General features: G+C 52.6%; 18 protein-coding genes and 1 pseudogene. 9 read left to right on the forward strand and 10 right to left on the reverse strand.

Features of this window, described 5'->3' with window-relative positions:
• Positions 1-17 precede the first annotated feature (17 nt).
• Entirely contained in the window at positions 18-227 is a 210-nt protein-coding gene (locus PMI41_RS15645; RefSeq protein ID WP_008126432.1) for a DUF3311 domain-containing protein, read from the forward strand.
• On the forward strand, positions 217-1,695 hold the full coding sequence (locus tag PMI41_RS15650) for a sodium:solute symporter family protein (RefSeq protein ID WP_008126433.1): 1,479 nt from the start codon (positions 217-219) through the stop codon (positions 1,693-1,695). Before PMI41_RS15645 ends, PMI41_RS15650 begins: the two co-directional genes overlap by 11 nt.
• Before the next feature lie 50 nt (positions 1,696-1,745).
• Here PMI41_RS15650 and PMI41_RS15655 read toward each other — a convergent pair whose 3' ends face one another.
• Entirely contained in the window at positions 1,746-2,945 is a 1,200-nt protein-coding gene (locus PMI41_RS15655) for an LCP family protein (RefSeq protein WP_008126435.1), read from the reverse strand.
• A 194-nt stretch (positions 2,946-3,139) separates the two neighbouring features.
• Here PMI41_RS15655 and PMI41_RS15660 point away from each other — a divergent pair, with 194 nt between their 5' ends.
• Genes PMI41_RS15660 through PMI41_RS15670 form a run of 3 tightly spaced genes read left to right on the forward strand, consistent with a single transcriptional unit; the run spans position 3,140 to position 6,869 of the window.
• On the forward strand, positions 3,140-3,937 hold the full coding sequence (locus PMI41_RS15660; RefSeq protein ID WP_008126437.1) for an N-formylglutamate amidohydrolase: 798 nt from the start codon (positions 3,140-3,142) through the stop codon (positions 3,935-3,937).
• The gene (locus PMI41_RS15665) at positions 3,934-5,808 is read left to right on the forward strand and encodes a flavohemoglobin expression-modulating QEGLA motif protein (RefSeq protein ID WP_008126439.1); all 1,875 of its coding nucleotides are present in this window, start codon (positions 3,934-3,936) and stop codon (positions 5,806-5,808) included. Before PMI41_RS15660 ends, PMI41_RS15665 begins: the two co-directional genes overlap by 4 nt.
• Positions 5,809-5,822: 14 nt before the next feature.
• A complete protein-coding gene (locus PMI41_RS15670) occupies positions 5,823-6,869 on the forward strand; it encodes a glutathione synthase (protein WP_008126441.1) in 1,047 nt (348 codons plus the stop codon).
• Between the two features lie 82 nt (positions 6,870-6,951).
• On the opposite strand, the gene PMI41_RS15675 is transcribed toward PMI41_RS15670, so the two are convergent.
• The 4 genes from PMI41_RS15675 to PMI41_RS15690 form a co-directional block, all read right to left on the reverse strand.
• Complete coding sequence (locus PMI41_RS15675) at positions 6,952-8,160, reverse strand: MFS transporter (protein WP_008126444.1); 1,209 nt, start codon at positions 8,158-8,160, stop codon at positions 6,952-6,954.
• A gap of 59 nt (positions 8,161-8,219) precedes the next feature.
• Complete coding sequence (locus PMI41_RS15680; protein ID WP_008126445.1) at positions 8,220-9,209, reverse strand: AraC family transcriptional regulator; 990 nt, start codon at positions 9,207-9,209, stop codon at positions 8,220-8,222.
• 47 nt (positions 9,210-9,256) lie between these two features.
• A complete protein-coding gene (locus tag PMI41_RS15685; RefSeq protein ID WP_244423959.1) occupies positions 9,257-9,748 on the reverse strand; it encodes a ribonuclease H in 492 nt (163 codons plus the stop codon).
• A gap of 130 nt (positions 9,749-9,878) precedes the next feature.
• On the reverse strand, positions 9,879-10,583 hold the full coding sequence (locus PMI41_RS15690; RefSeq protein WP_008126449.1) for an SDR family oxidoreductase: 705 nt from the start codon (positions 10,581-10,583) through the stop codon (positions 9,879-9,881).
• A 120-nt stretch (positions 10,584-10,703) separates the two neighbouring features.
• Here PMI41_RS15690 and PMI41_RS15695 point away from each other — a divergent pair, with 120 nt between their 5' ends.
• Positions 10,704-11,582, forward strand: coding sequence for a LysR substrate-binding domain-containing protein (locus PMI41_RS15695; RefSeq protein WP_008126451.1), 879 nt, complete (start codon positions 10,704-10,706; stop codon positions 11,580-11,582).
• Between the two features lie 57 nt (positions 11,583-11,639).
• On the opposite strand, the gene PMI41_RS15700 is transcribed toward PMI41_RS15695, so the two are convergent.
• The 3 genes and pseudogenes from PMI41_RS15700 to PMI41_RS15705 all read right to left on the reverse strand — a co-directional run bounded on the left by PMI41_RS15700 (position 11,640) and on the right by PMI41_RS15705 (position 12,236).
• The gene (locus tag PMI41_RS15700; protein WP_008126452.1) at positions 11,640-11,816 is read right to left on the reverse strand and encodes a hypothetical protein; all 177 of its coding nucleotides are present in this window, start codon (positions 11,814-11,816) and stop codon (positions 11,640-11,642) included.
• 55 nt (positions 11,817-11,871) lie between these two features.
• A pseudogene (locus PMI41_RS25450) lies at positions 11,872-12,141 on the reverse strand (ABC transporter transmembrane domain-containing protein); the annotation flags it as partial.
• Positions 12,057-12,236 (reverse strand): hypothetical protein, encoded by a 180-nt coding sequence (locus tag PMI41_RS15705; protein WP_040855067.1) that lies wholly within the window; start codon positions 12,234-12,236, stop codon positions 12,057-12,059. The pseudogene PMI41_RS25450 and the gene PMI41_RS15705, both read right to left, overlap by 85 nt.
• A gap of 287 nt (positions 12,237-12,523) precedes the next feature.
• Here PMI41_RS15705 and PMI41_RS15710 point away from each other — a divergent pair, with 287 nt between their 5' ends.
• Positions 12,524-14,287: a DUF3857 domain-containing protein gene (locus PMI41_RS15710; protein ID WP_008126453.1), complete on the forward strand. Its 1,764-nt coding sequence runs from the start codon at positions 12,524-12,526 to the stop codon at positions 14,285-14,287.
• A gap of 356 nt (positions 14,288-14,643) precedes the next feature.
• Here the strand turns inward: PMI41_RS15710 and PMI41_RS15715 are convergent, their stop codons facing one another.
• Positions 14,644-15,618, reverse strand: a complete 975-nt coding sequence (locus PMI41_RS15715) for a DUF2971 domain-containing protein (protein ID WP_008126454.1) — start codon at positions 15,616-15,618, stop codon at positions 14,644-14,646.
• Positions 15,619-16,174: 556 nt separating this feature from the next.
• Here PMI41_RS15715 and PMI41_RS15720 point away from each other — a divergent pair.
• Positions 16,175-19,135: a type III effector HrpK domain-containing protein gene (locus PMI41_RS15720; RefSeq protein ID WP_008126455.1), complete on the forward strand. Its 2,961-nt coding sequence runs from the start codon at positions 16,175-16,177 to the stop codon at positions 19,133-19,135.
• Between the two features lie 75 nt (positions 19,136-19,210).
• On the opposite strand, the gene PMI41_RS15725 is transcribed toward PMI41_RS15720, so the two are convergent.
• Positions 19,211-19,993, reverse strand: coding sequence for a DeoR/GlpR family DNA-binding transcription regulator (locus PMI41_RS15725; RefSeq protein WP_348225804.1), 783 nt, complete (start codon positions 19,991-19,993; stop codon positions 19,211-19,213).
• Positions 19,994-20,133: 140 nt separating this feature from the next.
• Here PMI41_RS15725 and PMI41_RS15730 point away from each other — a divergent pair, with 140 nt between their 5' ends.
• Positions 20,134-23,886 carry an autotransporter domain-containing protein gene (locus PMI41_RS15730; protein ID WP_008126457.1) on the forward strand — a complete coding sequence of 1,251 codons (3,753 nt, stop codon included), beginning with the start codon at positions 20,134-20,136 and terminating at the stop codon, positions 23,884-23,886.
• Positions 23,887-23,941: the final 55 nt, after the last annotated feature.

Raw genomic sequence — 23,941 nt, forward strand, 5'->3', positions numbered from 1 at the left:
TTTGGGGAGGATTACGCATGTCTCAGCTATTATCGAAACCGTGGGTGAGGGCCATTCGCTGGCTGCTCATTCTGCCCTATATCGGGCTTCTTTGGGTACCGTTCTACAATCGCGTGGAGCCGGTGCTTTTCGGATTTCCATTCTTTTACTGGTATCAGCTCGCCTGGGTACCGCTCACCGCGCTCCTGACCTGGATCGTTTACAGGAGCGTGCGCCATGACGACTAATATCGACACCACGGCGCTTGCCGTATTCACGTTCTTCTTCGTTCTTGTGACTGTTCTCGGCTTTGTCGCATCGCGCTGGCGCAAGCCAAAAACACTTGCCCATATTGATGAATGGGGACTTGGTGGCCGTTCGTTCGGCACATGGATCACATGGTTTCTCGTTGGGGGAGATTTTTACACCGCCTATACGGTTATTGCTGTTCCGGCGCTGGTTTATACGGTCGGTGCATATGGGTTCTTCGCGTTGCCCTATACGATCATCGTTTACCCACTGGTCTTTCTTGTCATGCCGCTTTTGTGGAAGCGCGCCAAAGATCATGGTTATGTGACGGCGGGCGACGTTGTCCACGGTCAGTATGGTTCGCGCGCACTTGAACTGACGGTAGCGGCAACCGGCGTCATCGCTACGATGCCTTACATAGCGTTGCAGCTCGTTGGAATGACAGCCGCCCTGAAAGCGCTCGGTCTGCATGGCGAAATACCACTCGCCATCGCCTTTATCATTCTGGCAGTTTACACCTATTCAGCGGGATTGCGTGCACCGGCACTCATCGCATTCGTCAAAGATATCATGATCTATATCGTGGTCATCGCAGCCGTTGCGCTTATTCCTTCCAAACTCGGTGGCTATGCCAATGTGTTTGCATCGGCAGAAGCAGCGTTTCAGGCCAAGGGTTCCGGCAACCTGCTTCTTGGCGGTAACCAGTATGTTGCCTATGCAACGCTGGCTCTGGGTTCAGCACTTGCGGCCTTCATGTATCCGCACACATTGACAGGTATTTTCGCTTCCAACAGCGGCGATACAATCCGCAAGAATGCCGTGCTCCTTCCGGCCTATACGCTTCTGCTCGGTCTGCTCGCCCTGCTTGGTTATATGGGTCATGCTGCCGGTCTGAAACTCGATAGTGCCAATGATGTTGTTCCGGCTCTTTTCCAGAATTTGTTTCCCAGCTGGTTTGCAGGTTTTGCCTTTGCAGCTATCGCCATTGGTGCGCTGGTTCCAGCAGCCGTCATGAGCATTGGCGCTGCCAATCTGTTCACCCGCAATTTCTGGAAAGCCTATATCAATCCGCAGGTGACTGATGAGGGTGAGGCCAAGGTTGCTAAGATAACGTCGCTGCTTGTCAAAATTGGTGCGTTGCTTGTCATCGTGCTTTTGCCAACCCAGTTTGCGCTCGACCTGCAGCTCTTGGGTGGTATCTGGATTTTGCAGACGCTCCCTGCACTGGTGTTCGGGCTCTACACCAACTGGTTCCGTGCCTCTGGCCTTCTGGCAGGATGGTTTGTCGGCTTTTTCGGTGGAACATATCTGGTCTGGGATGCGAACTGGAAGCCACTTCATGTCATCGGTTTTGGCGACACCCAGTTTACCATCTACACGGGTCTGCTGGCATTGGCTGCGAACATTGCAGTCGCGTGCATCATCAACGCGCTGGTTCCTGCAAAGACCGTCGTTGCCAGAGCCTGATAATCTTTGGGAAGCGGCGCATCATTACGCCGCTGCCCATCGAATAGGTTCTAGATTAGCGGACAGGGAAATGGTGCTGGCGCTTTGCTGTTTGAAGGCGGTGCCACAACGGTATTTTCCTGTTCGGCCTCCCGCTCAGCTGGGAGAGGTATTGCCGGCTCTGACCTCTTGAGGTCGTTGCGGTTGAAAGGCTCTTCCTCTGCAATCGAACGGAACAATCGCTTTGCAGGCCCATCCAGCAATTCCAACCGCCCGGGATAGTCGCTGGAATCTCGCCAGGGTGTCGTGAGAAAGCGTATATTCGCGGCGGATATTCCACGCACGGCGAGCGCCAGTTCCATCATCAGGCCGGGCGTAAGGTCCGGATCTGTCGTGACAGATTTGCTGGCCACGCTCAAAAGGCTGATCACCTTGCCGGGATTTGCAAGCACGCCACCGCCAATTACTTTCTTCGACAGGCCTGACAGGAATTGTTGCTGGCGCTGAATGCGTCCTATATCGGTTCCATTGCTCAGGCCATGACGAATCCGGACATAGGCAAGCGCCTGATCGCCGCGAAGAGCCTGAATTCCGGCAGGCAAGTCAAGCTTCACAAGCTTGTCATGGATGGGTTGGGGAAGGCAAACCTCCACACCGCCTGCAGCATCTACCAGTTGCTTGAAACCGGTAAAGTCAACCATGACAAAGTGATCTATATGGATGCCGGTTAGCGTCTCAATGGTTTTCCAGATACACCCGATACCGCCCGCGCTATATGATGAGTTGATAATGCCGCGTTGTGCCCGTTGTCCTGGAAAGCCTTCCTTTGAAACGCATCTGGGCAATTGAACCCGCAAATCCCTCGGAAAGCTGATGACTGCCAGTTCGCTGCGATCAGCTGGCAGGTGCACAAGCATGATTGTATCAGTGCGTTCGCCAAGGCGGGCTGCACCCTTGCCCTCCCGCCGGTCAGACCCGACGAGCAGTATGTTCATTGCTGCTGACGATGCTTTGGCAGGGCGGTTTTCACCCAGCTCTTTGTCCGTAACTTCAACGTGCCTGACATTGGAGATCATTACCGCATAAAGGGTGCCAAAACCGATAGCAATCAACAGCGCAATGATGGCTCCAATCAGGATTGACCAGAATATCCAGCGCCGCACAGGTTTCGGCGGATTCGGTTCCGGATTGAGTGACTCATCGATCAAATTCATTGCCCATATAATTCGCTGACAGATGATCCAGCGATAGCCCCAATCATCAGGATACATCGGGTCGCTGCGCGTGTAATCCCCAATTCGGACGGCACCTGTCTCAAATGCGCGAAGGGTAAACGAAATCAGTCAGCGTATTGGGCGATCGACTTCATATCTGCAGCTTTGGAACTCTGAAGGCATGCCATGCGTTTCGTCACATCGTCATTCATTGCCAGGAAGTGGTAGGGCAGCAAACAAGGGAGAGATTGATGGAACCCGGCGCGTCCGACTGGTGGTCTGTCCATTGTGGTTCCTCACCCATCATTGCAACAGCCATCCATAACGGCGATCTGGTGCGACCTGCCGCTGAAAAGCTCATGGCCATATCCAAGGCCGAGCGATTGCGCGAAGAAGATCCATTTACGGGATTCTTCATTCGGGATGTTCCCAATCGAATTATCTTCCATCGTTCACGATTTGAAATTGACCTGAACCGGGCAAGAGAAAAGGCCGTTTACGTAACGCCGGATCAGGCTTGGGGTATAAATGTCTGGAAGGACAAGCCGGGTAAAACCATCATTGAGGAATCCCTGCAACTGCACGATGCCTATTACAGCATGTTGCGGGGATTCCTGACCGAACACCAGAAGCGCCATAACCGTTTCGTTGTACTCGACGTTCATAGCTACAATCATCGCCGCGATGGCCCGAACGCGCCCCATGGCGATCCTAAAGAAATGCCCGAGATAAATATCGGCACGTCCTCCATGGACAGGGATCGCTGGGCGTTTTTGATTGATCCATTCATTGAAAAGCTGCGTGCTTTCAAATTCCGCGGACGCTCTCTGGATGTTCGCGAAAACATATCCTTTCAGGGGAAAGGCGAGCAAACGCGATTTATTCATGAGGCCTTTCCGGAAAGTGGATGTGCCATCGCCATAGAATTCAAAAAAATCTTCATGGATGAGTGGACAGGGTTGCCGGACGGGAACGCATTGAAAGAGCTGCGCATGCTTGTCGCTTCGACATTAGCTGGACTTGAAGAAGCCTTGCGGACAGTGAGATGAACCAGATCAAGATAACTTCCCCAACCCGTGCCGAATTCACTGAAGCAGTGGCATTATTGAAAGCTGGCAAGGCGGTACGCCTCGATCTTGAAAATGGTGGGCGTATCCATATTGACCGGCCTTTGCCATTCCTTTGCATCCACATTTTGACGGGACGTGATGCGGGAGCAGCGCATGATGTGGCTTCTGCAAATGCGTCCTATCTTATTGCGCCTGATCTCGGATCGGCCGTTCGTGCCATTGAAAGCGTAGGAGCGTTTTTGAAAGAGCACTTCGGGGCCTTCATTGTTTTCGATGTGGGAGAGCTTGAACGGGACACGATGTTCAACGAGGATTCACCCTATCTTCCGCCTTTCGAAATTACCGTGTCAGGTACGCGCGATACGGAGGTTGCCGGAGCGTTGAAAAGCTTTCGGTCGGCGGTGGAGGCCGTGGTCGCCAAGTTCCGGGTGCCGCGTTTGGTCAAACTTGAGGCAGTGGCAGACGAGCATGCTGCTCTGGCGAGGAAAGTGCCGGATGTGCCGTGCCTGACTGTGCGTTTTGCGCCCATATACAGGGTACCTGAATCGGAAGAAATTTATCCGGACCTGCGGGACAGGGTGGTGGCAAACATTTTTGATGCCGGTTTGCAGGCAATTGCTGCCTATCTCGAATCAAGCAGGACTGTGGAGGTCCCAAGCTACCGAGCCTTGGGTCGGCGCGCTTTCATTGATCCTGTTACCAAGGCTGACCGCACGATTGATGAGATAGCCGCGACATTCGATTTCCTGCTGGCCGTGACGCCGATCAATGCCGATGCAGCCTGGAAGCAATTCAAATCCGACAGGTTTCAGAGCGCTCCGCGCCTGCTCTACCGCCCCTTGAGCGTGGAAATCGACGTCGAAAAGAAACGGCTGTTTTCCATTCCTTTTGACAGGTTTGAAGACCCGGTGTTGTCGAATCTCTATCGCGAAAAACAGCAGGAACTTGACCTGCAGCTGTCATTGATTTCGGCGCGGGAAACGCCACGCTTTGTCGAGCTTGGCAGGGCGCTATATGGCCGGGTTGAACCCGAATTGCGGATCGCGGCAGAGAATATACTGGCGGAAACCGCAAATATGGAAGAGTCGGCTGCCGATGAAACCGGTAGCGCCGATTGCTACGAGATCGAGAGAGCAGCACAGGCCATGGTAGCTGCTTATCAGCAGCTTCACCCTGAATTTGAAGTGGAAATCGAACTGCGTGACGATCTTCCTGCCGGTTTGATGGTTTCAGGGCCGCGCCTGTTGATCTCCCGCAGTACGATCATGGCGCGGGGCAGGCTCAACGCTTTGCTTAGCCACGAAATTGGTGTCCATCTGTTGACCTATTTCAATGGTGCGGCGCAGGGCTTGAGAATTTTCCGCTCCGGCCTTGCGGGATATGAAGGACTGCAGGAAGGGCTTGCCGTTTTTGCTGAGTATCTGGCAGGCGGCATGACGCTGGCGCGTATGAGACTTATAGCGGCTCGCGTTGCTGCTTGCGCCGACATGTTGGATGGCGCATCCTTCGTCGAAACATTCGACAGGCTGCTTCACAAGTATGGCTTTACCGAAGCGCGGGCATTCAGCCTGACGCTCCGGCTTTATCGCGGTGGCGGTCTTGCCAAGGATGCGATTTATCTGCGCGGCCTGCTTGAGGTTCTCGGCCATCTGAAAAATGGCGGTAGCCTGACCCCGTTCTGGATGGGGAAGATTGCTGCATCTCATTTTGGCGTGATGCAGGAGCTCAACTCCCGAGGGCTCCTAAGAGCACCAGTTGTAAGTCCGGCCTTCCTTTCGCATCCAGATGCAAAGAAGGGTCTGGACAGGGCACGTGCCGGACTTTCCCCCGTCGAGATGATCTCGACCTAAATAAAAGGATTTTTATGCGTATCGCTTTTTTCGTCAACTCAATAGAGGCCGAAACCCCGCATTTCACCACGACGGTGTTGGCGTTTGCTGCGCTAGGCCGAGGTCACGAAATTCTGTATTTGACGCCGGGTGATTTCGTGCTGCGCCCAGATGACAGCCTGATGGTCAGCGCCAAAGGCTTGCCTGCGGCCAAGTATAAAAAAGTGGAGACCTTCCACAAGGACTTCGCTAGCGAAAAGCTGACCGCAAGAACAATCGATGTCCGCGAGATTGACGTGATTTTCCTGCGAAATGATCCATCGCAGGACGCGATAGAACGCCCATGGGCGGCACATGCCGGGTCCATGTTTGGCCGTCTTGCATCGGAGCGGGGAGTGCTGGTGGTCAACGATCCGGCAGGGCTCAGCCTTGCCCAGAACAAGCTTTATTTCCAGGATTTCCCGGAGCAGGTGCGTCCGGTTACCCTGATCTCGAAAAGCATTGAGGAAATACGTGCTTTCATTGAGGAGCAGCCGAAAGGTGCGATTGTTAAACCACTGCAGGGATCGGGCGGGAAAAACGTTTTCAAGATCGAGTCGCCGAAAGATGCCAATCTGAACCAGATATTCGAGGCCGTCAGCGGTGAAGGATATCTGATTGCACAAGGCTATCTGCCGGAAGCCAAGAGTGGGGATGTCAGGCTTTTTCTCATGAACGGAAAGCCGCTGGAGCGTGATGGGAAATATGCCGCTCTCAGGCGCGTTCCTGCAAAGGGTGAGGTGCGCTCCAACATTCACGTTGCGGGCACGCCCGAGAAGGTCGAGATAACGAGCAAGATGCTCGAAGTCGCCGAGATGGTACGGCCAAAACTTATAGAGGACGGGATGTTTCTTGTTGGCCTCGACATTGTAGGTGACAAGATATTAGAGATAAATGTATTCACACCGGGCGGGCTGTGGAGCATTTCACAAATGTACAAAACCGATTTTGCCGAAAGTGTGATCATGTCGCTTGAAAGCAAAATTCGTATACGCGCGGCCTATCCCGCTACGCTCTCGAACAGCCGCCTTGCAACACTTTGACGGGATTATACTTGGGCGTTCAGATAAGTAAAACTCCATGGCAGTCGCCTGCCATGGAGTTTTTGCAGCATACGGCAAGAGGTCAGCTGCGAGGCTGCAGCAGCGCCAGAACGATTGTCGATGCGGCAAGGACGGCAGTGAGGGTCAAAGGACCGGTAGCGCCGTAAGTGTCCACAACATAACCGCCAGCGACCGCGCCGATGGTGATGGCAACCTGGAAAGATGCAACCATCAGGCTGCCCGCAGCTTCCAGCGCGTCAGGCGCTGCACGGGACAGATTGGTTGGCAGCACGACCGGCGCCATGCCGAAGGCAAAGCCCCAAAGTGTAGCAAAGCCGAAAGCAACAGTCATATTCGCGCCCCAAAGTACAAGAGCGAGGGCTGCCAAGGCCATCAATGCAGCGGTGACAACCAGTGCGATGCGGATATTGGCGTCGGCCATGCGGCCACCGGCAACATTACCGACCACAGCTGCAATGCCGAAGCCAAGCAAAGCCAAGGCGATGGGACCGGTGGCTAGAAGCGTTACCTGTTCGAGGAAGGGACGGACATAGACTGAGCCGGCGAAATGTCCTGTCATGAGCAGCAGTATGGCGAGCATGCCGAGCTGAATGCCGCGCCGACGTAACAATCGGAACACATCTGCAAGACTGTTGCTCGTGGTTGCAGGTAAGCTTGGCAGGCTTAGAAACTGCATCAGCATTGCAAGCGCGGCAAGCCCTGCTGTCATGGCCATGGCGCTGCGCCAGCCTATCCAGTCACTGATCAACGCGCCCATCGAAGGCGCAGCAATGGTAGCGAGCGAGACGCCGAGAGTAACAACCGCCATGCCCCGGCCAGTTGCATTCGCTCCAACAAGTCTGGCCACGACGGCAACTGAAAGTGCCCAGAACGCACTGAGGGCGATGCCCAGACCGGCACGGCCTAATAACAGCAGCCAGAAATCTGTTGCAAATGCTGCGAGGATGTTGGAGCCGATTGCCAGGCCACTTAGACCAACCAGCACAGCCTTGCGGTTGAGGCGGCCAATGAGAACATTGCTCAACAGGGCTGTGACCGCGCCGACCGAGGCGGTGGCGGTGACGACCTGTCCGGCTGTTCCCTCACTGATGCCAAGATCGCGCGCCATTGGTGTCAATAGGCCCGCGGGAAGGAATTCGGCTGATACCAGCGCGAAGCTGGCAGCCGCCATCGAAAGGACGGCGAACCACGTGGCCGCGCTCCATTCGGATGGGGCGTCGGTATCAATATCCAACGCCGCGCTATCAAGTTGTAATGTTGTATCCGTCATTGAAGTGTCTCCAAGGTTTGGAGACACTAATAAACGACTCTTCTCGGATGATATGTATCTTATAATCCGAAATGCATGTCCGTTCGTCCGGAAATTGTGCGGCGCACAACGCCGGGCGACACGCTGGTGATGCGTTTGAAGGCTCGGGCAAAAGAGGCTTCGGATTCATAGCCCAAACGGGTGGCCACTTCTGCTACCGACAATCCGTTCTGCCCCAACATTTCACGTGCAAGCTGCATACGCAGACGCGCAAGATAGTGAGCCGCACCTTCCCCCAAAACAGCACTGAAGCGTTCAGCGAAAATGGACCGCGATTGACCTGCGAGATTAGCGAGGCTTTCGAGGGTCCAGTTGTGGCCGGGGTCACGGTGCATGGCTGCCAAAACGCGGCCGATATGGGGATCGCGGATGGCGGCCAGCCAACCGGTGGTAGAGGCACCCGTGCAATTGACCCAGCAGCGGATAAGCCGCGCCACGAGCAGATCGGCCATGCGCGACAGAATGGTGGCACTACCCATCTGCGGTTGTGCAGCCTCAGTCGTCATAGCCGTAAGCAATGGGCCGACGATAGGGTCGTTGCCTGCCACATCGCAGCCCTTGATGATTTGCGGCATCAAAGTGATAAGCGGATTGAGTGCACAAGCGCCCAAGGTCATGGAGCCGCAGAACAAAGTGCTGGTCGCGCCTGTACCTTCCCGGACCACTTCGCAGACATTGCTGCCCAATTTGGTCACCTGACAACCCTTGAGTGAGTCGCCTACAACATCCGGTGCACTGGCCAGCTTGTGGGCGATGCCTTGCGGCAACAGCACGAGATCACCCTCGCGCAACTCCTGCCAGCCCTGCACTTCAGTATGAATCCAGCAAGGGCCTTGGCTAACAAAGTGAAAACGAAGAAGTTGTTGTTGCGGAAAGGCAATGCTCCAGGGGTGATGCAGTTCGCAACGGCCATAATTAACACCACTCAAGCGGAAGTCCTGCAGGACTTCGCTTAGCGAATCCAACGGGATATGCGGTGGAGAAGTTGGCCGGGACGAATAGTTAAGCATCCGACCAATATATATGCCTAAAGTCCGGCAGGCAAGGGGCGGTTTTTCTATGCAACCGCCGTGCCGGGAACACGAAATCTTCGTCCTTCATCGGCCAGCGCATCGGCGCGTTCATTGCCCGGGATGCCGGAATGGCCTTTACACCAGACGATACTGATCAGTGGGTTTCTGCTCAACTCACCATGGATTTCTTTCCAGATTACATCATTGGCTATGGTGCGACGCCGGAGATTTGGATTTGGCGCAGGCTTCTTCCAGCCATTGGCTTTCCAGATGGGCAGCCAGTAATTGCAACCCGTCACGGCGTAGACGGAGTCCGACCAGATGACAGCGGGTTCTACAGCGATATTGGCGTTGATCCAGCGCATCGCCTGCAAGACAGCAACCGCTTCCGTGGCATTGTTGGACGAATTGGCCACAGCACCAAAGTCGCACGCAATCTCCATAGAATCTCGGTAAGCGACGAAAGCCCACCCGCCATTCTGTGAAACCGGCTTGAAACATCCATCGACGAAGACATGAAAACCGCGATGGAGCATCGGCTCCGACGCGTCATGCGCGGTTAAAGAATAATGATCGGGCAAATCATGCATGACACTTTATTATGCGATGCCCCTCGCTAACACCAGCGGCGCTTCAAGAAGAACCGCCGCGTGATCTTTGCCATGACTATACGGCGCGGGTGATACCGCCATCGACCCGAAGGTTTTGACCGGTGATATAGCCTGCACCTTCTGAAACGAGGAAGGAGATTGTCGCGGCGACTTCAGCACTGGTACCATAGCGCCCCATGGGAACACTGTCGCGGCGCTCATCCGTGGCGGGTAGACTGTCAATCCAACCGGGCAAAACATTATTGATGCGGATACCATCACCCGCGTAGGTATCGGCATAGATCTTCGAATAGGATGCAAGACCAGCCCGGAATACCGCTGAGGTCGGGAACATGGAGGAAGGCTCAAAAGCCCATGCGGTGGAAATATTGACAATAGCACCTGATTTCTGTGCTTGCATAATGGGGGTGACCAGCCGTACGGGGCGGATAACGTTCATCAGATAAACATCAAGACCAGTATGCCATTGTTCATCGGTAATCTCGGTGATTGGTGCACGAGGGCCATGTCCCGCGCTGTTTACCAGTGCGTCGATCCTTCCCCACTTTTCCATCGCCGCATCAACCAGGCGCTTGAGGTCGTCATTGGATTGGTTCGAGCCGGTGACGCCAATGCCGCCCAGCTGCTTCGCAAGAGCTTCACCTTTGCCAGAAGAGGAAAGAATTGCGACCTTGAAACCATCTGCTGCAAGGCGTTGAGCCGCTGCGGCGCCCATTCCACTGCCACCTGCCGTGATAATTGCTACTTTTTCTACAGACATTTCCAGTTTCTCTTTCTGCGTTTGCAGTTTTATTGCCGAGTAAATATAGGTAATATACCGGCTCCAGAAACAGAAACGAGAGAGTTATCCTCGCATTTTCCAGTAGAAAAACTATTGCATATGAATCCTATAGGAAAACTTCCACCCCTCAACGGCCTCAAAGTATTCGAAGTGGCGGCGAGGCATCTTAACTTCCGACTTGCGGCGGAGGAAATCGGTGTGACTCAGGGCGCGGTGGCCCAACAGATCAGGGGGCTGGAAGCTGAACTTGGCGTCTCATTGTTTGAACGCCTGCCGCGAACGCTGGTTTTGACGGGCGAGGGCAGACGCTACATCGCCGACATCCGGCGGGCGTTCGAAATCATTTCGCAAGCAACGACAGAGCTTCGCCCGCAGCCGGTAAAATTGACAATCAGCACGACACCAACCTTTGCCTCAAAGTGGCTGATCCCTAGACTGCCGGATTTCACGACCCAGTATCCGGGGCTCGACCTGCATATTCTGGCGACCGACCGTGTATCAAACTTTCAAGTCGATGGTGTTGATCTGGCGGTTCGTTATGGCCGGCCGCCATTCGGCCCCGGCTTGGCTCATCAGCTTTTGTTCGAGCAGGAGATCGTCGCTGTTTGCAGTCCCAGCCTGCTTTCGGCATTGGGCGCGCCACGAACCGCCGAGCATCTGGCCAGTTATGTGCTCCTGCACGATGCCCACAACTTCTGGCCCGAATTTGTCGAACAGCAGTTTGGTCATCGCGAACAGTCGATATTCAAGGGTATCAGTTTCAACCAGACCTCGCATGCGATTGAAGCTGCAATTGCGGGGCAGGGCATTGTTCTTGCCAATCGCGATTTTGTAGCGCGAGACATAGCCGATGGCCGTCTCATAAGGGCTTTGGAAGGCTCGCTATACGGTCCATTCGACTTCTATCTCGTGTGGCCACGATACCGGAAGTCGGAAGCCCTCGATGCAGTGCGGGCCTGGATCACCGGGGGAGCGTAGGCTTGCTGATTAAATCAAAATCAGTCAGGTTGTTGCGAAGGCGTTTCTTATCTGAGGTTATTTTGTCGAATGCGCAACATCAGCCGAAGGCCAGCTGGTTAGTGCTTGTTTCGCGACAGCTGTTAGCACCTCACGGTTGAGGCCGGCTTTAGCCTGCACGGCCATGCCGTCAAGCACAGCCATGAGAAATGCAGCAAGTTTATCCGGCTTAGCGGGTCTGTGGTAGGTCCGCATAAGAAGCACCTTCATAGCCCTTGCGCCAGTAAGGCGGCATCCAGCGCTCTCTCCACATCAAACTCGCGATGGCGTACTGCTGGCTATAAGCGCCACTATTAAACTTCTCTCCAATTCGCTCTTTCAGAAAAGGGCGAATAAGAAACCCGATGGCGAGATAAAAAGGAATGGAGGCAACAACAATCTACGCCAGCTTGGACGAATAGCAGAAAAGCACAGAGATGAAGACCACAGTGAATATCAGATCGAGACCGGAAAACAGCCCTTGCCCTGTGAGAAAGTTTCGTATCGTTTCGAGTTCAAGAGCACGCGCGACAGTCTGCCCGGCGCCACAAGTGCTGTCAGTCCGGTGTCAAAACGAGTCTTTTCAGGTGCTTCTTCGGCAGGATTACTATCCGGGGCAATAGCATAGTCATTCATGTAAATAACCGATGAGCTGTAAGAAAATGAACAAATTAAAGTCTAAATGTATTGGCGAATTATTTTGATGTCGTCGGTCTAACATCGGTTCTAAGGCAATTCAATTCCACCAAAGAAGGATAGGTCTAAAGTAGCGGCGCTGGAGGCAACATGTCGCTCTCTAACTGCGAAACTATGTTTCTCGTTTCTCTTGTAAAAAGTGAGTTCTAGATCATTGAACTCCTGCGGCTGTGTAGTATAGGTTCAGTAATTTATTAGACTGCTCGCAGTATTGTTAAGGACCGAAATTGGAACACGAATTCAGCTCGACAGAGTCGAGGGACAAGATTCTATGTACAGCGATACCTGATTGGGTGTTGCATGAACCATATCAACTGGAAACTGCTGAAAGTACAGATGCATTCATGGACAATGGCGTTTTCCGCCTTCTCCGGGATGTCCAGGTTAATCTGGTCGGCCCTGAACTGGCACGACATGCCCGTACGGTCAAACGCGTCAGGACGCGTGCAGGTGCTGAAGACGTAGCGCATTTCGTCGTTGATTTTGACCCCTCTTATGAACGGATCAACGTGCACTATGTCCGTGTGTTGAGGGGCGAGGACGTTATTGAACATGCAAGCTCTGCGGCCTTCCAGTTTTTCCGCCGCGAAACCAATATCGAACGCCTCACACTTAATGGATGCTTGACAGCATCACTCCTGATTCCCGATGTGCGGGTGGGCGATATTGTTGATATCAGCATCACCTTCTACGGCAGCAATCCCGCGCTGGCAGGGAAACACTCTTTCTGGGCAGTATTCGATTCATTCAATCCGTGGCTTGAGAATCGGTACAGATTATTGAGCCGTGCAGAGTCGGAGATTGATATCAGGTCATTCAATGAAATGCCCAAGCCCAAGACGATCACAAAAAAGGGGATGGAGGATACTCGTTGGCACATCCATGGGCAGGCGAAACGTGAAGCCGAAGAACATACAGCAGGATGGCAATTACTTAGCCCATCCGTGCAAGTCAGCCAGTTTGGAAGCTGGCATGAGGTTGCTGAGCTATTTGCACCGTTCTACGAAACTCACCACATCCCCGACACGCTTGGCGACGAAATCGCCAAAGTGGCGGAGGCTTTTGCAGATCCGGCAGAACGCGCGGCCGAGTGGCTGCGTTTTGTTCAAAACAACTTGCGTTATTTTGCCTTGTCACTTGGTGAAGGAGGGCTCCTGCCACGGCCCGTCGATGTGATCTGGAGCAGTCGCTACGGGGATTGCAAGGATGCAACCCGTCTCTTCATCGCTGGCGCGCAGCGACTGGGACTTGACGCTTGTGCTGCGCTTGTTTCGACGAACTATGGACCATTCCTTGATGCAGTTAGTCCCAATACCGGTCTGTTCGATCATTGTATCGTGCGGCTGCATCTGGACGGAACGAGCTACTGGCTTGACCCAACAATGTCGGCCCAATCGGGCAGTTTGCTGAAGATACATCAGCCCCATATCGGATTTGCATTGCCGCTGAAATCTGACGCTTTACAACTTGAAACACTCCCATCGCCCGGGCCCCTGCATTCTGTGCATTGTGAGGAAGAAGTTCGGTTTGGTGAAACGCCAGAATCGCCGATGACGCTACGGCGAGTCATAGATTATTCTTATTGGGCGGCGAATTCTTTGCGTTATCGTTTCGCCAACGAAGGGACCACCGAGTACGCCAAGAATCTGTTGCAGGAACTGCAGGCTACCTGGCCTGCGATGGTGGAAAAAGAGCCGCTTTCGATCAGTGACGATCAGATTGGCAATTGCCTTACCGTAACCTTTATCTACGAGGTCCAAAACGTATGGAAACACGTAGAAAACATGGAGAATCTCAAGTTTGAAATTGTTGATCACTTCACAAACCAACAGCTAGATGCAATCAGCCGATTGCAACGGCAATGCGACATATATGTCGGCCGCCCTCGCAAGGTGACATATGCGCTAACCATGCATATGCCACGAACTTGGGGCGGCTCTGGCGGCATCAGGTCACTGAACTTCCAGGTATCAAATTCATCAACGATCTGAAGATCGAAGGGACAACGATCAAAAACTTTAAAGAACTGATCATTGACTCTTGGACAGTTCCCGCCGCCCATTCGAAAGCGTATAATGAGGTGGTGACGCAGCTATCCGAAAATACACTTTACATCTGGGCACGTGAGCGGTTCGGAAAGATACGCTCTACAGTCAGCCCAAATTGGAAATTTGATTACAATCCGGCTATCGTCATATTTGTGATATGGCTGGTTCTTTTCATAATCACCAAACTTACGTCGCGTTAACTCGCAGGTCCTTTAGGCGGCTTAGATCAATATTCATATGTGGATCAGTCAGCCAAAGGGGCCGCGATCTTCGCGATGCCGCGGTATTCCCGATTGCCTTTAACCCATGGCTTTGTGACGCCATGGCAATTTGGACAAAACCACTTTGGTTGCAGGTTGGGAAACGCCTTTTTCGGTCAACTTGGATATGATCTCTTGCCGGACAGCCTCGGAGTTCTGTGCCGGGCCGATAATAATACGCGAGATCAGCTGCGGGAACTCCAAGCCGACAATGCCTTCCGCAGGACGGTCTTTGAGAGCAAGATTGTATACGGCCCGACCGTCTCGCTTTAGACCAGTGGTTTGTTTAAAAAGCAGTTCTGTAGGCCATAAAAAGGGATTGGTCAGAACGCGCCACTCCTGCTCGTCCCGGAGACCAGGGTGCTTGGAACAGATGGCTGCGAAGAGCAACATAAGGAATATGACTTCGCGCAAGACAACCCTGTTTGTCCGCGAAAGAAAATGCCTGTTGGCCAGTACGGATGCCGCAACAACCTCAAACTCTTCAAAGAACTCTTGTCTTGTCCAATAGGTAACCGGGCTGGAGTAGGCTTTCAACGCCTCAGCCACATGCATGAATGGCGATGTATGCACAACGACCGCAACCCCCACGGCATTTTTGTCAAACGCCCGCCACAGGGACAGACGCCCGGTATTGTTCTCGGAGGGATTGTGTTGGGAGACCGACACGACGTAGGTCTCGTTTTTCAGCTTCGGAAGCCATTCATCAAATTTCTTTACGCCTTCGGCCCAGACGCCCGGTGCGCAATGATCGATTGCATTCACCAGCGCCTTGCTGTCGGGGTGGGTAATCCATTGGTGGAGGCGTTCAATCCCGACTTCGACATCTTGATGATCGTTCATATCACTGGTGTTACGGAATTCAATTTCTCCACGATCGAGAATTTTGAGCAAATTTGTCGACGTTGTGTAGTGAACGAACCGCGACTCCTGCGTGATCGCTGCTCGGCTTTTGAAAGCGCTTGGCATGAAAATGCTAAGCAACTTGACAACTGCCGGGTCCCAATTTTCCATTAACGGCTCCTGAAAGGGCTTCCAATAATCATTGCCAGCACACCGACAACTGTCTTACGGCGCTGGTCTGTACTTGCCTGAGATAAAGTTCGCGAAGAGGTGGGGTGACTGCACTCGATCAGCCAATACATAAAGAAATTTCGGATTTTTAGAGTTAAACTGTCAGCTGAGAGCTTGCTGCTCAAACATCCCGACCTCCTCGATAAGGCTCAAGCACAAAAAAGGTATAGTCATCAGCATTGTCTGTATTGCAACATATATTATCACAAAAGAATGGATTTATTATTCGACAGCAAGGTGTATTTCGCGAGTAATTGCAATCCAGTTTTAAATTAGAAGTATTTTGTATGTATATTTTGAGGCGGTCTTGCTGCCCGGCGTCATCCCACATGGCATCTTTGCCAAACGCAATTACTTCCCATCTGACAACAACTTTAAGGCAGGCGCGGCGCTAATGTGGATGCATGTCACATGCAGTTCACAGACGAGCGCCTAAGCTTGGCACGATCCTCAAAATACAGCATCGACCGTCACAGCGGCAGGAAAGGCGTGTTAAATGTCGAAAGTCAACGCACCGGTTAACCGTTCTAATCTGGCCACCGTAGACCCTGAAACCGTCGGCAAATGGGAGGAGGCCCAGAAGTCTGCGAAGGACGCGGGCATCATGTGGGAAAGGCCAAAGGGCGATAACCGTTCGGCGCAGGACATTATCAACGATACGCGCCTTTTGCGGGACCTTGGCAACCAGAGTGGGGTCAGGGACATGCTGGAAGAAAGGGTTGGTGGCGACATAGAAAAGGACGCTGACGCTGCGTTTCGGGCGGTGCAGGTTCTTGAGCACGTCGAGCGATTTGATGAGAATGGCAAAAGAATTGCCGGCAAAGATGTGGACAATGATCGCATTGATGGCTTCACCAAGGGTGGTGATGCGAAGCATGGCACCGAGGCAGGCCGTCTGCAGGATTTCGGCAAATACGGGTTCTCAAATCTGAAAGGCGAACTTCATGACGTTTCGTCTGCGGGTGACAACAAGGAAGCCCGTGAACAGGCAGAAAAAGTGGGTATCAAATGGGAGTTGCCTCAAGACGATAAGCGCTCAGCGCAGGACATTATCGGGGATTCGCCGCTCCTCGCCAATTTGGGAAACCAAAGTGGTGTCAAGGATATGCTCAAGGAACGCGTTGGCGATTTTGAAAAAGATGCAAATGCCGCATTTCGGGCCAGCCAGATTCTTGATCGGATAACAATGTATGACGACAAGGGAAATACCCTGTCGGGAGACGATGTATCCAACACCAGCATTGATGGTTTCACAAAGAGCGGCGAAGCAAAACACGGGACTGAAGCAGGTCGTCTTCAGGATTTCGGAAAGTACGGATTCGAAGTTTTAAAAGATCTGAAAAAGCCCGAGGACATCAGCAGCTACAAGGATTTCCTGAAAGCAAATCCGGACGCAGATGAAACGTCAAAGACGATTGCCAAATATGCCGCCATTCTAGATGAAAACTACGATGCGATTAAGGGGAAAACAGGTTCGGGCGATCGGCTGACCGCCGACGCTTTGAAGAAGTACAAGGATGAAAATCCCCAGATCAGCAGTGAATTCAAGGAAGCGCTTAACTTCTGGTCGCAACCGGGCGCATTCGACAAGATAGAAACGGCAAAGGATCCTTTAAAGTTCAAGCCAGATGGTGATCTGAGCAGGGAAGATGTGAAAAGCTGGCTTACAAAACAGGCTCCGAAGGACGCCACGTCCGCCATTACATTCCTTTCCGGCGTCACCAATGGGAATGTAGTGGACGGCACGGACATCAGCAAGCTGAACAAGGATTTGTTCGAGAACCCCGACAAGCACTCAAAGGAAGAAAAAGCTGCTGCCCTTCAAGAACTGCTTTCCGCGCGGCAATTGATCATCAAGGGCGCTGAATCCGGCATGTGGAAGGATGATTATTCGAAAGTCAGTATCGCCAACCGCGCCCGAACACATCCAGATCCACAAGAGGTGCTGAAGGATCTTAATGATCATATCAGCATCCTTGAGAAAGATCCCGAGGTGGTAAAGTACCTCAACGAAAACAGCTCGAGGCAGATGACGGAATTGCTGGATGGAAATAAGGGTTTGAAGGAGGCAATACAAAAAACCTACGACGATGAGATCAAATCCGGAAAAGCTCTCGATAAGCTTTGGGACACAAAGACCAAAGATGGCAAAACCGACCAGCAGGGAGCACTTGCTGAATTCTATGGATCGGCAAAAATGTTTCAGGAGACGCTGGGACTTGAGAAGCCGGGGGAAATACAGACCGCCGTCAACAACTCCAAGCATAAGAGTGACTTTGAGAATTTCTACGAAAAATCGCTCGCGTCCGGGGACCGCCTGAATGAATTGCTAAAGGACAACACCTTCGATAAGGCGACCAGCGCGTTCAGTACCGAAGTGGCACTCTATAATGCGGCGCTTGATCCCGAATTTACTGCGAAGTTTGACGGTAAACTGAACGAGAATTTCTCTAATATCTCGAAAGAAAATGCATTCAAAAATGCTTCATTCGATGATCTGAAACTGGCATTCGGCGTAGATGGGGGCGATAGGCTGGATGAGGAAAAAGTAAAATCTTACCTCGAACAAATCAACAAGGATAATCCCGAGCTGCTCGTCAATGAAAACGGAACAGTGGCGAAAACTGACCAGATACTGGCAGGTTTCAGGGGCAGTTGGGACGTATTGCGACAAGGCACCAAATCACTCGCCGAACTTGGCCCGACATTGTTGAATCCATCGGCCAAGGCGGCTGCCGATAAAGGCGTCCTGCATGGTGTCAGCGGCCTCTTTATGGCCGGCATCACAATCTCCAAAGGTGTTCAGAGTGGTGGAAACCCCACCGAGCGGCAGAAGGTCGACATAACGACGGGATCGATCCAGACTGCAACGCTTCTGACCGAAGGTGGCATAAAAGCCTGGAAAGATTATCTGAAAACTGTGGCCGACAAACATCCTGACACTGCGATTGGTAAAAAAATCGGCAAAATGTCAGAGACGAATTTCAAAAGTCTCACGGATAATTGGACCAAAGCGGAAAATGCCGCCAAGGGAATTGGCGGTCTCGCAGGCATTGTCGCCGGTGCCTATGGCATATTCGACGGAGTTCAGTCGATCCGTAAAGGTGATACTGTTGGCGGCGGTATCAGCATCACTTCCGGCTCCTTGGGTGCGCTTGCGGGCCTTGCTTCAGCTGTGGAAGGTGGATTGGGCGTATTTGCTCCCGGGGTCCTTAGAGCGCTGCCGATTGCTGGCGCGGCGGGTGTCCTCGGGTTGGCCGCCGCTGGTGTTGGCGTCATAGCCATGCTGCTTCCGGGGCTGATCGAAGAAGGCAAACAACAAACCCGAGCCGATAATTTTGGTGAACTGCTTGGCAGTTATCTGACAAAATACGAGATCGACGGCGTTCCGAATGGGGATATTTTTGATGTTCCAGACGATGCCTGGCCTGACAGCGATAGCGGGATCGCCTCTTGAATGAGGCGGACTTTTTCCCGACCAGATAGGCAAATGAAGGAAAGTAAGAAGCGCATTGAAGATCGAAGTCGGGTTTTATGTATGGATCTTCAAGCTCTTATTGGCCCATTTTGACGCCGACCCATCATTTGGCAGGGCATCTGTCACGAGAATATCCACATCGTCCAAGGTTCCGAGCTTGACCAGTGCACGTTTTCCGAACTTGCTGCTGTCTACTGCGAGAATTGTGCGCTCGGACTGCAATAATGCAGCCGATACCGCCGCGACTTCGGCATGGTCGTCATCACAAATGTCCCCGTCCTTGTCGATGCCGCTGACGGATATGACGGCATAGTCGAATTTGAACTTGCGGATATACTGGGCGGTATCTTCGCGAAAAACGCCGCCATCAATTGACCGCACAAAGCCGCCTGGAACAGCAACCGTAAAGGTCGGGCTTTCGCACAATATGGTCGCAACTCTCAGACTATAGGTGACGATTCTCAAATCGCGCCGACTCGCGAGGGCTGTCGCGATTGCCTCACATGTCGTGCCCGTATCGATAAAAAGCGCAGCACCATCCGGAATGATATCAGCGACAATCTTACCAATTCTGGCCTTTTGCGCCGCGTTTTCCACACGTCTTGCACGATATGTAAGAGGATCAATCGACGTTATGCTTGCTGCTCCGCCATGCAGCCGCCTTATCTTGCCGATCGCCTCCAATGCGATGACGTCGCGGCGAGCTGTCTGAGTGGTTACAGAAAAAAGTTCGGTGATTTCCTCCACGGAAATATAGTTGTTCTGCTCAATGTAATGAATGAGCGCGGCCTGACGCCGCTGCTTTTTGCCCTCTTCATTCATGTCCGTATTGCCCACGAAAACCCCCAAACCTGCTGAATTTTATAACAAATGCACGCAACTTAACACAACCATGTTGTCAAACTGACATATATATCCATTAATGTATGAAAACGTACATTTTGACCATCGGCGTTAGAGTGAAAGAGGGGACTGTTATGATTGCATATGGCATGAAAAAGAACTCGACACTTGGCAGGTTAATGTTGGGGGTAAGCGCAGCATCCCTTCTGGCATTTGCCACGCCTGCATCCTCGCAGGAAGCAAACCACTCCGTAAAGTTCATGGCATTCAATATCTGGAACCTGGGGGAAAACTCCAAAATATGGGATCAGGCGCAAAAGCAGGCAGGCAAACTTGTCTATTCCGAAGCAATGCAGAAACTCCTTCGCGATGTGTCGCCGGATGTGTTGGTTCTTCCTGAACTCAACAATAATGACAAGTTGTTTAAAGGACAGAATGTTGCCGATGCGTTTTCCAGTAATACGCTTGATGTGCTCAACAGTATTCCCCGCAAACAGCAAAGTTTCACAACGGCCCAGAAGAATCCCGACGAAGGTGGAAAGGGTAGCGGCAGTATTTTCTCCTCAGTGCCATTTGACAATCTTCCCGGTGACGAAATCCGCATAAAGCCGGGCAATGGCTTTCCCGATACAATCGTAAACAGCGTTCATATGAACTATTATGACGAACCGGATAATCGCATAAACGAAGCGAGGGAGCTCGTCAGTGCTGGTGCTGAAAGTGCCATTCCCACTGTGATATTGGGTGATTTCAATGCGGGTGATGTATCAGAAAGAGGTTTGCACAGCATCGATCAACAAATCTTGCTGATTAAAGGTGTTGGCCAAAATCCGTTATACAGAAAACTGGCTTATGAATATCTGGCACTTGCAGACGAAAATAAATACCGGCAGGCAATTCAAGACGAATTCCCGGGAAGAAATATTGATTCATTATCCTGGGCCCAATGGGGGCAGGCTTTGGAAAATGGCCTGAAATCTGGAAAAGATATAGGCCTGCAAGACGAACTCTATCCTGTCCTCAGCAATACACCCGTCACTCTCAATATTTTGAAAAAGCAATACCAGCTTTTCCAGCTTGAGCGGAACCGTGAACAATTCCAACCAAGTACAGTTGGAGACGGGCGCTCGACATGGACGAGCGATGGCGAAGACGCAACCAACATCTGGAAAAGCTGGGATCGCGTAACCATTGATCACATCATGATGTCGCGCCCCTTTGCCAAGTGGGCGGAAATTGCGGACAGTGGCGATTACACCGGCAACCTTTCCGACAATGCCCACTTGCCGTCCGGCGGATCACTTTCTGACCACGAACCTGTCGCGCAGGAGCTACGCTGGATTGGACCTCAATTACAGACATATCAGGACAAGGGTGCGGAAAAGACGCGCCTGGTATGGGGAAAGGACGCCTATAAATTCGCCGAGCGTAACAAAGAGTTTCACCTGACGCGTAACAACAATCGCAACGACATATATCTCGGACAGATCGCCGATGCCGATGGTAATCCGATATTGGCGGGTCTGACGCTAGAAGAAAAGCAGACACTACTGGATTGCAAGAGTAGCGACGAGCGTTTCCAACAGGCCATCAAGGATTACTGTATCGACGATCATTCTTTCATTGGTGAAACGCTCGTGAAAGACGGTGGCACAATCATTATTGACGAGGATGCGGCTTTGGGTGGAAGTCAGGCAGCACTGAGGCTTGCCAACGGCGGATTGAAGGTTGCAGGACAGACCATGGACAGCATTGATCGGCGGATTTTGCTGGACCAGGCCGGGTGGATCGATATTGCGGATGCCGGCAATGTCGTGTCTGTCGATCAGGAGATCAGCGGCGTTGGTAGTTTTACCAAGAAAGGCGCCGGTACGCTGGTTTTTTCGGCGGCTAATAGTTACGACGGAGGAACATTCGTCGAAGACGGTGTGCTTCAAAGTGCAATTGAAGGTGGCTTTATCGATAACACCATCTATTCGGTCGATGGTGGCACGCTTGATCTGAACGGATTTGATCTGACGGCTTCCGTGTTCTCCGGCAAGGGCGGAAAAGTCGATCTTGGTGATGGATCGCTCACAATAAATCAGGCCGTCAATACGCGCTATAATGGAGCGATTGAAGGCACAGGTGGCTTGATAAAGTCGGGTGCCGGCGGTCTGGTTCTCAATGGTCAGAACAGCTACAGCGGCGCAACTTTGGTCAAGGAAGGTAGTTTGGTCGTTGGTGACAGCGAGCACCCGGAGGCGAGCCTTGCAAGTAATGTCGCACTGGATGAGGGCACCACGCTTGGCGGCTCCGGTACATTAGGTGGTTTGACAGTTGGTTCTGGCGCAGTCCTGTCTCCGGGCAATTCAATAGGAACCTTGGACATTACCGGCAACCTGCTCATGGAGCGTGGCTCGCGCTATGCGCTGGAAATTTCCGGAGATGGAACGAGCGATCTTACGCGGGTTGGTGGGATTGCACACATCAATGGCGGTGATGTTGTTGTGGCAGCGCTTGATCCGGAAACCAGCTATCAGGATGGAAAAAAGTATACGATCCTGACTGCCCAAGGCGGTGTGAATGGTGCATTCAACAGGGCGATAACCCAATCTGCCTTTCTGGATCTTGATCTCACTTACGGCAGCAAAGACGTGAAACTTAACATCGGCCTCAAAGGAGTGAACCCCGAGCCCGAGCCGCCAGTTGTTGAGCCTGAGCCGGAACCTCCTGTTGTTGAGCCGGAACCCGAGCCGGAAACGCCAGTTGTTTTTGAAGCAACTGCAATTTCTGATAACCAGATTGCCACTGCACGGGCGCTGGACACGCTTGATCAGTCCGGTTCATCGCTTGCTCTGTACAATAGATTGCTGGTTCTCAACGAAGGCGACTCCCGCACTGCGTATGATGCGCTTTCAGGTGAAATCCATGCTTCATTAAAAGGTGCGCTTATCGACGAAAGTCACTTTGCGCGTGATGCGGTCAATGATCGCATTCGTGCTGCGTTTGGCGATGCAGGCTCGCCTTCCGCTCCGGTCCTGTCTTACGGGCCGGATGGAGCACAATCAGTCCAGGCAGACACGGACAGGTTTGCCGTATGGGGAAGGGCATATGGCGCTTGGGGAAGCGCCGACGGGAACAACAATTCGGTAAAACTTGAGCGTGATGCCGGTGGTCTGTTTATTGGCGGCGATGCGGCTATCAACGAGATATGGCGCGTTGGCGCTCTGGCCGGGTATGGAAATTCGTCGTTCGACGCCAAGGGACGCTCATCCTCCGCTGACATTGATAGCTACACTGTTGCCGCATATGCCGGTGCCAAGGTCAGAGACCTCGGTTTGCGTTTTGGTGTTGCTCATAGCTGGCACAGCATTGACGTATCGAGGAATATTGAGTTCACCGGGTTGGCCGATCATGCTTCATCTTCCTATGACGCTCGATCACTTCAGGTTTTTGGCGAGGCAAGCTATACATTCCATGCCGGACAGGCGTCGTTCGAACCATTTGCCGGGATTGCCTATGTCAATCTCCGTACGGATGGATACGACGAAAACGGTATAGCCGGGCTGCACGGCAACAGGGACAAGTCAGATGTCACATACACGACGCTGGGGCTCCGCGCCTCCACCCCAGTGGAACTCGGCAATATGACGGGCTCGCTGAACGGTACGCTGGGCTGGCGGCACGCATTTGGCGATGTCGAACCAACGGCCGCGCATGCGTTCAACGGTTCTGAAGCTTTTGCCGTTGACGGCGCTCCGATTGACAAGGACACGGCACTTGTCGAGGCTGGTTTCGACTGGAATATCAGCAGCGCAACCAAGCTTGGCATTTCCTATCAGGGTCAGATAGGAAATGATGCCCAGCAGCATGGCTTCAATGCGAGATTGGGGATTGCATTCTAGGTCGCTACAAACTCCGCAACACAAATCCATCGACGGTCGTGATGACGCCTGTCGA

The sequence above is a fragment of the Phyllobacterium sp. YR531 genome (assembly GCF_000282595.1).
Classification (GTDB): domain Bacteria; phylum Pseudomonadota; class Alphaproteobacteria; order Rhizobiales; family Rhizobiaceae; genus Phyllobacterium.